Genomic DNA, 12,954 nt, shown 5'->3' on the forward strand with positions numbered 1-12,954 from the left:
AACACAGTGTGGACACGCACGCTCCGCGTATTCCGGCCGGGCCGGACGGGGTGGATCTATTTTTGGGCTCCGCGTTTCGGTGGACCTGATCCCTGCATCGGGCATTATCCCGACCGGGATGAAGTCTCGGACCGCGCGCGCGAGCACTTGAACAACTTATCCAGTCTCGCAGATCACCGGCGCGATTGCGAACCGGGCCGGCTCCGCGCGGCGTGATCTCCGTGACGCGGCGCCGCTCCCAAGCCGCGCATCAGGACGGCGGAGCGAGCCGGCTCGCGGGCGTCGGGCCCGGCTCAGCCATCGGGTCGCCGACGCCTGCGACCTGGCCCGGTGTCGGATCATGCGGTGCCGTCGGGACATCGACTCCGGTGTCGAGGCTGGGGGGCGGGCCCTGCGACTGGCGATTGAGTCTCCAGACGGCGAACCCCAGCAGCAGCAGTGCGGCCACCGTCAGCAGCAGGAAGGTGAAGCCCCGCAGGAACCAGAGCAGTGCGAGGGCGATACCGACGGCGCCCCACAGGCTGAACCGGCGCCTCGACAGGGCGACACCGGCGATCAGGAGCACCACGTGGCCGCAGAGGGCCCACACCTGTTCGGCGGCCGTGCCACCGGCCACGGTCATCAGGCCGGTGGCCGAGAGGATGGCGGCCGAGGCCGTGAGCCAGCGGGTGCCCCTGTCCCGGGTACCGCGGGTGAAGGACCAGGCCGAGAGCAGGGCGAGGGCCACCACCCACCATTGGGCCGCCCAGAACACGTCGATCCCGTCGAGGAGGAGCCAGGCCACACGCTGCGCACACAGGACCACGACGAGGAAGGCCGCCTCGCAGCACAGGGTACGGACCCGTGCGGGCACCTCCCCCAGCGCGAGGACCGCCACGGCCGTGAGGGCCACCGAACCGGCGACCGCCGAGGAGTCCGCCGGCATGGCGAGCAGCGCCGCGGTCGCGGTCCAGCCGAGTGCTGCTGCACCGAGGATGCGGTACCGGAGGCCGCCCTCGTCCTCGCCCGGCAGGAACACTCGGGCGAGATGGAGGATGGCGGCGGCCAGGACGGCGCCGCCCAGCACGCGCAGGGCACCGGTATCGAGTACCCGACCGGTGGCATGGTCCAGCTGATCGATGAAGGCCGTCGCGGCGACGATGACCGCTACGGCTCCCCCTGCGTCCAGCACGGCCGGTGCTTCCCGCTGCGCGAGGGCGAAGCAGGCACCGGCGACGACCGCGGCGACCAAGACGCGGTCCCAGCCGTCACCGTCCTCGAAGGCGAACAGGATCGCCTCGAGGACGAACACCCCTGCGCCGACCCGACCCGGCCGGCGGAAGCGGGCTGCAGCGGAGCGGAGGCGCACCACGACGATCGCGACCGCACAGGCGGCCGCGATGAGCGCGGCGACCGGCTCCGACAGCGGCGCGACGGGCAGGAGCCCCGCCCGATCGGTGGGTAGCACCCCGGTGAGCAGGGCGATGAGCGCGACGACGGCGTAGAGCGCAGGGTAGGCCGCGGCGTCCATGCGCTGGACCAGGAACAGGACGGTGGCCACGGCGCCGAGCAGCGCCAGGTGCAGGACGATCACATGCAGCTGCACCTGCGGGTTCGCGAACACCAGGTAGGCCAGGGGCAGGACCGCCAGCACACCGACGCTCAGCCAGGCCGATGGACCCTGCAGCCCCGCCTGGCGCAACCTGGAGCGCAGGACCACCCGCACCACTTCCTGCAGGGCGACGCTTGCTGCGATCGCCGCGAAGACTCCGTGCACCGTCAGCTCCAGGTCTGCGGAGATGGTGGCCGTGAGGGTGGTGAAGCACAGCTGGGCGGCCAGGAGGTAGGCCCCGCGGCGCGTGCGGCCGGTCGCCCGCCGCGCCAGGAGGGCGCCGTAGGCGATGCCGACGACGAGCAGCACCTCGTAGGAGTGGATCCCGAAGCCCGCCGCGGCGCCCGCCATCGCGGCCACCAGGAGCGAGGCGGGGCCGATGGCCTCGACCAGCGCACCCGGCGCAGCCGGAGGACCAGGATCCGGTCCTCTCGCCGGGCTGCTTGCCGGCGGCGGCGTCGCACCCGCGAGGGGCAGGACCAGCGAGGTGATGCAGCCCGCGAGGACACAGCTCCAGATACCGGGCGCGGCGATGGCGAAGGTCCCGCCACCGGCCGCGAATGCGACCACCGACACGAGGGACGCCCCGCCGGCGACGCACACCACCCAGCTGCCGTAACCGCCCCTCGGGTGTCGCCGGGATCGGAGGACCTCGACGAGCTGGTTGACCACGAGGGCGACCACGAGGGCGAGTCCGGCGATCTCCCCCACGCGCCCGGCCGGCACCGACGGGGTCTGGACGTGGACCAGCACGGCGACCGGTGCGAGAGCGGTGACCGCAGCGCGTGCCGCCAGCATGAAGCGTTCCCGGCGCAGACCGGCGGAGCGGAGGGCCCGCACGAGGAGGTGGACCGCGGTGAGGGCCAGGACCGTCTCCGTGCGCCATGGATCATCCCAGTGTGTGACGGCGCTGAGCGCCACGCCCGGAAGGACGAGCACCTCGAACGCGCCCGCACAGCGCACGGCGATCGTCATGCCCGTGACCAGCACGAGCAGCATCGGCAGCAGGGCGTCGGGCGAGCCGCTCGAGCCCGCACCGGCCAGGACGACGGATGAGAGGACGACCGCGGTTGCCGCGAGGGTCATCACGGAGAACGTCACGACGACGTCGAGGGCGTAGCGGGACGCACCTGCAGGCCGTTCGGAGTCCTGTGCGGACTCCGAGGGCGGGCGCGCGTTGTCGAGGAAGCTCCGGATGCGGTCCCGAGCGGCGAGCAGACCCGCCACCTGGAGCGCGAGACACACGGCGAGGATGAGGGCTGCCCACGGCGTCGAGCATCCTGCTGCCCACGCGACGAGGACGGCGGCGATGCTCCCCACGAGCCTCAGCGCGTAGAAGTGCTGGATCCTCGACAGTTCGAAGAACGCCAGCAGGGCCGCATAGTAGGCGGTCGCCACCACCCACAGCTGGGCGCGATCGGCCGTGGTCAGGAGCCCGCCGAGCAGCAGCGACGCCACGAGGGCGGTCGGTGCCAGCAGCCGATGCGTGTCCACCACCGCACGGGAGATCACCGAGGGCAACCACCGCGGAGCAAGGCGCAGCAGCACCGCCAGGATCGCGGCCACGCCGATGGAGCACGTGAAGTACCAGACGAGCGCGCCACCGAGGAGCGACACCGAGGACAGCGCGATGGAGAGGAAGAACGGCAGTGCCAGGAAGGCGACGACCCGGCTCTGCAGCCGGACCGCAGCCGCGACGTAGGCGACCGTGCCGACCAGCGCCGTCGCGAACCAGGCGGACGCCCCCTGGTCCGTGAGCACGCCGAAGAGCAGCCCGGCGACCGGCAGCAACGCGAGCCCGGTTCCCGTGAAGGCCACAGCGGCAGGCCGGAGTCGCGGCAACCGCGTGTACAGGACGAGGCCGCCGACGTAGAACAGGGCGACGACGACACCGATCGTCACCGCCTTGGCCGCCCCGGGCACGGCCGCTCCGATGAACAGACCACCAGCAGCCACCAGCAGCAGGCTGGCCGAATACAGAGCGATGTTGATGTTCCGCAGTTCCCGGGCGGCCCGCTGTGCAGCAAGTTCCTCGGCGCTGGGCGCCGGAGGAGCCTGGACACCGAGCAAGGGAGGAGGCCGGCGGGCATCGCCCGGGGGATCCGTCGACCGTCCACCCGCGACGAACGTCGTGGCGGCATCCTCCGGTCCTACCGGCGGCCCCGACGCCGGCACCGGTGCGCCCGGATTTTGCGAGCCTGGGTGCTGCTCCCCCGCTCCTGCGGGGGCGCCCGGCCCGCCCGCCCACGAGCCGGCCGCCGCAGCGCCACTGCGGTAGCCCTGGTCGTACGCGACTGCCAGGGCCTGCGCGCCCGGCTCGCCGTGCCGTGCACGGCGCCGCGTGATGGCGCTCCCCGTGACGTATCCGGCACCGAAGATGCCCAGCACGATCGCCAGGAGTACCGCCAGAACCAGACCCAATGCCGCTCCCCCATGTGACCGGTCGGCTGCCCGCCCTTCAGGTCAGTATAGGCAGGACGCGCTGCGCCTGATCGGACCCGCGGTGCCGTGTGGACAACCGGTCCGTCACCGGGCGGGACCCGTTAACCAAGGAACCCCCGCCGCGGACGGCAGGGGTTCCTTCGTGCTTCAGCAGTGCTGAGCGATCCGGAAGACTACTTCAGGATCTTGGTGACGCGTCCCGAACCAACGGTGCGGCCGCCTTCGCGGATTGCGAAGCCGAGGCCCTCTTCCATGGCGATCGGCTGGATGAGCTCGACGCTCATCTCGGTGTTGTCGCCGGGCATGACCATCTCGGTGCCCTCGGGGAGGGTGATGACGCCGGTCACGTCCGTGGTACGGAAGTAGAACTGCGGGCGGTAGTTCGAGTAGAACGGGTTGTGACGCCCGCCCTCGTCCTTGGCCAGGATGTAGACGTTGGCCTCGAAATCGGTGTGCGGGGTGATGGAACCCGGCTTCACGATGACCTGGCCGCGCTCTACGTCCTCGCGCTTGATGCCGCGGAGGAGCAGACCACAGTTCTCGCCGGCCCAGGCCTCGTCGAGCTGCTTGTGGAACATCTCGATACCGGTGACCGTGGTCTTCTGGACCGGACGGATGCCGACGATCTCGACCTCGGAGTTGATGGCGAGGGTTCCACGCTCGGCGCGGCCGGTGACGACGGTTCCACGACCGGTGATCGTGAAGACGTCCTCGACGGGCATGAGGAACGGCTTGTCCTTGTCGCGGATCGGGTCAGGAACGTTGTTGTCAACGGCTTCCATCAGTTCCTCGACGGACTTGACCCACTCGGGGTCGCCCTCGAGGGCCTTGAGGCCCGAGACGCGGACGACAGGAGCGTCGTCACCGTCGAAGCCCTGCGAGCTGAGCAGTTCGCGGACCTCCATCTCGACGAGGTCCAGGAGCTCCTCGTCGTCGACCATGTCGGACTTGTTCAGCGCGACCAGCAGGTAGGGGACGCCGACCTGGCGGGCGAGCAGCACGTGCTCGCGGGTCTGGGCCATGGGACCGTCGGTGGCGGCAACAACGAGGATGGCACCATCCATCTGGGCCGCACCGGTGATCATGTTCTTGATGTAGTCAGCGTGACCGGGAGCGTCTACGTGTGCGTAGTGGCGCTTCTCGGTCTGGTACTCAACGTGCGAGATGTTGATCGTGATGCCGCGCTGCTTCTCCTCGGGAGCCGAGTCGATCGACGCGAAGTCACGCTGCTCGTTGAGGGTGGGGTACTTGTCGTACAGCACCTTGGAAATGGCAGCCGTCAACGTGGTCTTACCATGGTCGACGTGACCGATGGTGCCGATGTTAACGTGCGGCTTAGTCCGCTCGAACTTTGCCTTCGCCACGGGTTCCTCCTAGAACGTTTGAGAAGATCTGCTTCCCAGCCGCGCTTTTCGCAGCTGAAACTCATGCAAGTCTACTGGGGGCTTTTGGTTTTGATGAAATTGCGGGTTCGCTGCCGGACCGGCGGTCCGGCGGCGGGAGGACGGGCCGGCCTGCCCTTGAACAGGCCGGCCCGTCTGCGGGATGACTACTCGCCGCGCGTCTTCTGAATGATCTCGTCGGCCACTGCCTTCGGGACCTCGGAGTAGCTGTCGAACTTCATCGAGTAGACCGCGCGACCCTGGGTCTTCGATCGCAGATCACCGATGTAGCCGAACATCCCGGACAGGGGGACATGAGCGGTGATGACCTTCACGCCGCTCGCATCCTCCATGGACTGCATCTGGCCACGGCGCGAGTTCAGGTCGCCGATCACTTCGCCCATGTACTCCTCGGGGGTACGCACCTCGACCTCCATCAGGGGCTCGAGCAGGACGGGCTTGGCCATCCGCGCGGCTTCCTTGAACGCCATGCGCCCGGCGATCTTGAACGCCATCTCCGAGGAGTCGACGTCGTGGTACGCACCGTCGAGCAGCGTCGCCTTGATGCCGACCACCGGGTAGCCGGCGAGGACGCCGTCATTGAGCGCGTCCTGGATGCCCGCATCGACACTCGGGATGTACTCGCGGGGCACGCGTCCACCCGTCACCTTGTTGTCGAACGCGTACATGACGCCTTCTTCGACCTCCATCGGCTCGATCGCGATCTGGATCTTCGCGAACTGGCCGGAACCACCGGTCTGCTTCTTGTGCGTGTAGTCGTGCTTGGCGACCTTGCTGCGGATGGTTTCGCGGTAGGCGACCTGGGGCTTGCCCACGTTGGCCTCGACGCGGAACTCCCGGCGCATGCGGTCCACCAGGATGTCCAGGTGGAGCTCGCCCATGCCGGCGATGATCGTCTGCCCGGTGTCCTCGTTCAGGGACACCTGGAAGGTGGGATCCTCGGCCGAGAGCTTCTGGATGGCCGTGGACAGCTTCTCCTGGTCACCCTTCGTCTTCGGCTCGATCGCCACCGAGATCACAGGAGCGGGGAAGCTCATGGACTCGAGAACGATCTGGTTCGATGCATCGGAGAGGGTGTCCCCGGTCGTGGTGTCCTTCAGGCCGATCGCCGCGTAGATGTGGCCCGCTGAGGCCTCCTCGACGGGGATCTCCTTGTTGGCGTGCATCTGGAACAGCTTCCCGATGCGCTCCTTCTTGCTCTTCGTCGAGTTCACCAGCTGCGTTCCGGCGGTGACGTGCCCGGAGTACACGCGGATGAAGGTCAGCTGACCGAAGAACGGGTGCGTGGCGACCTTGAACGCGAGTGCCGAGAACGGCTCCTCCGTGCTGGGCTTGCGCGTCAGCTCGGTCTCCTCGTTCCGGGGATCGTGACCGATCATCGGGGGCACGTCGAGGGGCGACGGCAGGTAGTCGATGACTGCGTCGAGCATCGGCTGTACACCGCGGTTCTTGAACGCGGAGCCACAGAGGATCGGGTAGAGCTCCGAGTTGATCGTCATCTTGCGGATGCCGGCCTTCAGCTCCTCGATGGAGATCTCCTCGCCCTCGAGGTACTTGTCCATGAGCTCGTCCGAGGACTCGGCGACGGTCTCGACGAGCGTCGCGCGGTACTCCTCGGCCTTCTCCTTGAGATCGGCGGGGATCTCCTGGACCTCGTACTTGGCACCCATGGTCACGTCACCCTTGGAGTCACCGGGCCATACGAGAGCGCGCATGTGGAGCAGGTCCACGACACCGATGAAGTCGTTCTCGGCGCCGATCGGGAGCTGCAGCACGAGGGGCTTGGCGCCCAGGCGGCTGATGATGGTGTCGACGGTGAAGTAGAAGTCCGCGCCCAGCTTGTCCATCTTGTTGACGAAGCAGATGCGGGGGACCTCGTACTTGTCGGCCTGGCGCCAGACGGTCTCCGACTGGGGCTCGACGCCCTCCTTGCCGTCGAACACGGCGACGGCGCCGTCGAGCACGCGGAGCGAACGCTCCACCTCGACGGTGAAGTCGACGTGCCCGGGGGTGTCGATGATGTTGATCTGGTTGTTCTCCCAGAAGCAGGTCACGGCGGCAGACGTGATGGTGATGCCGCGCTCCTTCTCCTGTTCCATCCAGTCGGTGGTGGAGGCGCCGTCGTGCGTCTCGCCGATCTTGTGGTTGACACCCGTGTAGAACAGGATGCGCTCGGTAGTAGTGGTCTTGCCGGCATCGATGTGGGCCATGATGCCGATGTTGCGGACCTTGTTGAGGTCGGTAAGCACGTCCTGTGCCACGGTGTCTCCCTTTTGACGAGAATGGAGTTCTGCTGGCCTAACGGTCGGACCGTCCCTTGTGGGTGACGGCCCGACCGGCAGTTCTGACTACCAGCGGTAGTGTGCGAAGGCCTTGTTCGACTCGGCCATCTTGTGCGTGTCCTCGCGGCGCTTGACGGCGGCACCGAGGCCGTTCGATGCGTCGAGGATCTCGTTCTGCAGGCGCTCGGTCATCGTCTTCTCGCGGCGGGCCTTGGAGTAGCCGACCAGCCAGCGCAGGGCCAGGGCGGTCGACCGACCGGGCTTGACCTCGACGGGCACCTGGTAGGTCGCTCCACCGACGCGGCGTGAGCGGACCTCGAGGGTCGGCTTAACGTTGTCCATGGCCTTCTTGAGCGCTGCGACGGGGTCGCCGCCGGACTTGGCGCGGGCACCTTCGAGGGCGCCGTACACGATGCGCTCTGCGGTGGACTTCTTGCCGTCGACGAGCACCTTGTTGATCAGCTGCGTGACCAGGGGGGAGCCGTAGACGGGGTCTACAACGAGCGGCCGCTTCGGGGCCGGGCCCTTACGTGGCATATTACTTCTTCTCCATCTTTGCGCCGTAGCGGCTGCGAGCCTGCTTGCGGTTCTTGACGCCCTGGGTGTCCAGCGCGCCACGGATGATCTTGTAGCGGACACCGGGAAGGTCCTTCACACGACCGCCGCGCACGAGCACGATGGAGTGTTCCTGGAGGTTGTGTCCGACACCGGGGATGTACGCGGTGACTTCGATACCACCGTTGAGGCGCACACGGGCGACCTTGCGGAGAGCCGAGTTCGGCTTCTTCGGGGTGGTGGTGTAGACGCGGGTGCAAACGCCGCGCTTCATGGGGCTGCCCTTGAGTGCGGGCGCCTTGGTCTTGGAGACCTTAGGTGACCGGCCCTTGCGGACCAGCTGGTTAATCGTAGGCACTTTCGTGTTCTCCGTAATGTCCGAGAATGAGATTCCTGTCGCCCTACTCCGCGGTCACGGCGGCTTCGCAGGGCCGTACCGTCCGGAGATCGGGATGATCAGTCGTTTGGCGCATCACCAACTGACAAGCTGCCGCAGAACGACTGTAGGCGTGCGAAAATGTGGCATTCGCTGTACAACTTACGTACAACACGGAGATACGTTTCGCAACGCCGATCCACTGCCACACAAACAATTGGTCCCAAGTCTACCAGAGATCGAGTGCCGTCCCGTGCGGCCGGCACTCCCCCGTGTGGTAGGGCGCTCCCGTACCGACGGGAAAGGCCCCGGACCGCAGGGTCCGGGGCCTTTCCTGATGAGGCGTGCGATCAGCGGAAGTCGCTGTTGCCCATGTCGTAGTCGTCCAGCGGGATGGCGTGGAACTCGGGGCTCAGGCCACCCTCCACACCGGCGTAGTCGAAGTCGCTGAACGCGCTCGGACCGGTGAAGAGGTTCGCCTTGGCTTCCTCGGTGGGCTCGACCGTGACCTTCGTGTAGCGGTCCAGGCCGGTACCGGCCGGGATGAGCTTACCGATGATCACGTTCTCCTTGAGGCCGAGCAGCGGATCGCTCTTGCCTTCCATGGCGGCCTGCGTGAGGACACGCGTGGTCTCCTGGAAGGAAGCGGCCGACAGCCACGACTCGGTGGCGAGCGACGCCTTGGTGATACCCATGAGCTCGGGACGGCCCGAGGCCGGCTTCTTGCCCTCGGACACCACGCGGCGGTTCTCGTCCTCGAAGCGGCGACGCTCGGCGAGCTCACCCGGGAGCAGGTCCGACTCGCCGGACTCGATCACGGTGACGCGACGCAGCATCTGGCGGACGATGACCTCCACGTGCTTGTCGTGGATGCCCACACCCTGGCTGCGGTACACGCGCTGCACCTCGTCGACCAGGAATTCCTGGGCCTTGCGGGGGCCGAGGATACGCAGGATCTGCTTCGGGTCGACAGCACCGAAGACGAGCTGCTGCCCGACCTCGACGTGCTCGCCGTCGGCGACCAGGAGGCGTGCACGGCGCAGGACCGGGTACGCGATCTCCTCGGAGCCGTCGTCGGGGGTGACCACCAGGCGAAGCTGCTTCTCGGCATCCTCGATGGTGACGCGCCCTGCGACCTCGGAGATCGGGGCGACACCCTTGGGGGTACGCGCCTCGAACAGCTCCTGGATACGGGGCAGACCCTGGGTGATGTCCTCCGCGGAGGCCACACCGCCGGTGTGGAAGGTACGCATGGTCAGCTGCGTGCCGGGCTCACCGATCGACTGCGCGGCGATGATGCCGACGGCCTCTCCGATGTCCACGGTCTTGCCGGTCGCGAGGGACCGGCCGTAGCAGAGCGCACACGTTCCGACGCTGGACTCGCAGGTGAGCACGGAGCGCACCTTGATCTCCGAGATACCGGCCTCGAACAGTTCACCGATGAGCACGTCTCCGACGTCCGAGCCCGCAGCGGCGAGCACTGCACCATTGGAGTCGACGACGTCGGTGGCCAGCGTACGGGCGTAGGCCGAGTTCTCGACCTCCTCGTGCAGCACCAGCTCGCCGTCGGCGTTCGGCACGGCGATCGTGACCTTCAGGCCACGCTCCGTCCCGCAGTCGTCCTCACGGACGATGACGTCCTGCGAGACGTCGACCAGGCGGCGGGTCAGGTAACCCGAGTTGGCCGTACGCAGCGCGGTGTCGGCGAGGCCCTTACGGGCTCCGTGCGTCGCGATGAAGTACTCGAGGACCGACAGACCCTCGCGGTACGAGGACTTGATCGGGCGAGGGATGATCTCGCCCTTCGGGTTGGCCACGAGACCACGGATACCGGCGATCTGGCGGACCTGCAGCCAGTTACCACGTGCACCGGAGGACACCATGCGGTTGATGGTGTTGTCCTTCGGCATCGCGGCGCGCATGGACGCGGCAACCTCGTTGGTCGCCTTGTTCCAGATGTCGATGAGCTCCTGGCGGCGCTCCTCGTCGGCGATGAGGCCCTTGTCGAACTGCGACTGCACCTTGGCGGCCTGCGTCTCGTAGCCCTCCATGATGCCGGCCTTGTTGATCGGCGCGGAGATGTCGGAAATCGCGACGGTGACGCCCGAGCGGGTGGCCCAGTAGAAACCGGCGTCCTTCAGGTTGTCCAGCGTCGCCGCCGTGACCACCTTCGGGTAACGCTCCGCAAGATCGTTGACGATCGTGGAGAGCTGGCCCTTGTCGGCGACCTTCTCCACCCAGGGGTAGTCCAGGGGAAGCGTCTCGTTGAACAGGACCTGTCCGAGGGAGGTCTCGATGAGCGCGGGCGTACCCGGCTCCCAGCCCTCGGGAGCGGCGATATCGGCGCTCGGCACGAAGTTGTCCACGCGGATCCGGACCACCGAGTTGAGGTGGAGCGAGCCCATGTCGAAGGCCATGATGGCCTCGGCCATGCTGGTGAACACGCGACCCTCGCCGGCACTTCCCTCACGCTTGGTGGTGAGGTGGTGCAGGCCGATGATCATGTCCTGCGAGGGCAGGGTGACCGGACGGCCGTCGGACGGCTTCAGGATGTTGTTCGAGGAGAGCATCAGGATGCGCGCCTCGGCCTGGGCCTCGGGGCTCAGCGGCAGGTGCACCGCCATCTGGTCGCCGTCGAAGTCCGCGTTGAAGGCACCACAGACCAGCGGGTGGAGCTGGAGTGCCTTGCCCTCGACGAGCTGAGGCTCGAACGCCTGGATGCCGAGACGGTGCAGGGTGGGTGCACGGTTCAGCAGCACGGGGTGCTCGGTGATGATCTCCTCGAGCACGTCCCACACCTGGGGGCGGTAACGCTCGACCATGCGCTTGGCGCTCTTGATGTTCTGCGCGTGGTTGAGGTCCACCAGGCGCTTCATCACGAACGGCTTGAAGAGCTCCAGCGCCATCTGCTTGGGCAGGCCGCACTGGTGCAGCTTCAGCTGCGGGCCGACGACGATGACCGAACGGCCCGAGTAGTCGACACGCTTGCCGAGGAGGTTCTGGCGGAAACGGCCCTGCTTGCCCTTCAGCATGTCCGAGAGGGACTTCAGGGGACGGTTGCCCGGCCCGGTGACAGGGCGGCCGCGGCGGCCGTTGTCGAACAGGGAGTCGACGGCTTCCTGCAGCATGCGCTTCTCGTTGTTGACGATGATCTCGGGGGCACCGAGATCGAGCAGGCGCTTGAGGCGGTTGTTGCGGTTGATGACGCGGCGGTACAGGTCGTTGAGGTCGGACGTCGCGAAACGGCCGCCGTCGAGCTGGACCATGGGGCGCAGTTCCGGCGGGATCACCGGCACGGCGTCGAGGACCATGCCCAGGGGGCTGTTGGTCGTCGTCAGGAACGCGTTGACCACCTTGAGGCGCTTCAGGGCGCGCGTCTTCCGCTGGCCCTTGCCGTTCTGGATGATGTCGCGCAGCAGCTCGGCCTCGGCGGGCATGTCGAAGTTCTCGAGGCGCTTCTTGATCGCCTCGGCTCCCATGGAGCCCTCGAAGTACAGTCCGTAGCGGTCGCGGAGTTCGCGGTACAGGCCTTCGTCACCCTCGAGGTCGGCGACCTTGAGGCTCTTGAAGCGGTCCCACACCTGGACGAGGCGCTCGATGTCTGCGTCGGCACGCTTGCGGACGTTCGCCATCTGGCGGTCGGCCGAGTCGCGGGCCTTCTTCTTGTCGGCAGCCTTCGCGCCTTCGCCCTCGAGGCGGGCGAGCTCGTCCTCGAGGTCCCTGGCGATCGCGGCGATGTCCGCGTCGCGCTGGTCCGTCATCTGCTTCTTCTCCAGGTCGTGCTCGGCCTGGAGGTTCGGCAGTTCGGCGTGGCGGTTCTCCTCGTCGACCGAGGTGATCATGTAGGCGGCGAAGTAGATGACCTTCTCGAGGTCCTTGGGGGCAAGGTCGAGGAGGTAGCCGAGGCGGGAGGGCACACCCTTGAAGTACCAGATGTGCGTGACCGGAGCGGCGAGCTCGATGTGGCCCATGCGCTCACGGCGCACCTTGGCACGCGTCACCTCGACGCCGCAGCGCTCACAGATGATGCCCTTGAAGCGCACGCGCTTGTACTTGCCGCAGTAGCACTCCCAGTCCCGGGAGGGGCCGAAGATCTTCTCGCAGAAGAGGCCGTCCTTCTCGGGCTTGAGCGTGCGGTAGTTGATGGTTTCCGGCTTCTTGACCTCGCCGTAAGACCAGCCGCGGATTTCGTCCGCGGTGGCAAGGCCGATTCGCATGAGGCCGAAGGAGGATTCGCTGGACATAGGGTCCCTGTTCTCTCTTTGTTCTCTAAATTCTTGAAGTCTTACGGGGTGCGGCGGGGAG

General features: G+C 67.2%; 6 protein-coding genes. All 6 read right to left on the minus strand.

Annotation, left to right across the window (positions count from 1 at the left end):
- Positions 1–250: 250 nt before the first annotated feature.
- Positions 251–4,012 carry a hypothetical protein gene (locus tag AC4D2C_RS08565; RefSeq protein WP_490914134.1) on the minus strand — a complete coding sequence of 1,254 codons (3,762 nt, stop codon included), beginning with the start codon at positions 4,010–4,012 and terminating at the stop codon, positions 251–253.
- Between the two features lie 194 nt (positions 4,013–4,206).
- Entirely contained in the window at positions 4,207–5,397 is a 1,191-nt protein-coding gene (gene tuf, locus AC4D2C_RS08570; protein WP_490907375.1) for an elongation factor Tu, read from the minus strand.
- Positions 5,398–5,582: 185 nt separating this feature from the next.
- Positions 5,583–7,697, minus strand: a complete 2,115-nt coding sequence (fusA, locus tag AC4D2C_RS08575; protein ID WP_490907373.1) for an elongation factor G — start codon at positions 7,695–7,697, stop codon at positions 5,583–5,585.
- 87 nt (positions 7,698–7,784) lie between these two features.
- Complete coding sequence (gene rpsG / locus AC4D2C_RS08580; RefSeq protein WP_043440595.1) at positions 7,785–8,255, minus strand: 30S ribosomal protein S7; 471 nt, start codon at positions 8,253–8,255, stop codon at positions 7,785–7,787.
- Position 8,256: 1 nt separating this feature from the next.
- Positions 8,257–8,631 (minus strand): 30S ribosomal protein S12, encoded by a 375-nt coding sequence (gene rpsL / locus AC4D2C_RS08585; protein ID WP_087076907.1) that lies wholly within the window; start codon positions 8,629–8,631, stop codon positions 8,257–8,259.
- A 368-nt stretch (positions 8,632–8,999) separates the two neighbouring features.
- Entirely contained in the window at positions 9,000–12,893 is a 3,894-nt protein-coding gene (locus tag AC4D2C_RS08590) for a DNA-directed RNA polymerase subunit beta' (protein ID WP_490914136.1), read from the minus strand.
- Positions 12,894–12,954: the final 61 nt, after the last annotated feature.

The sequence above is a fragment of the Arthrobacter sp. TJ-240 genome (genome assembly GCF_058269195.1).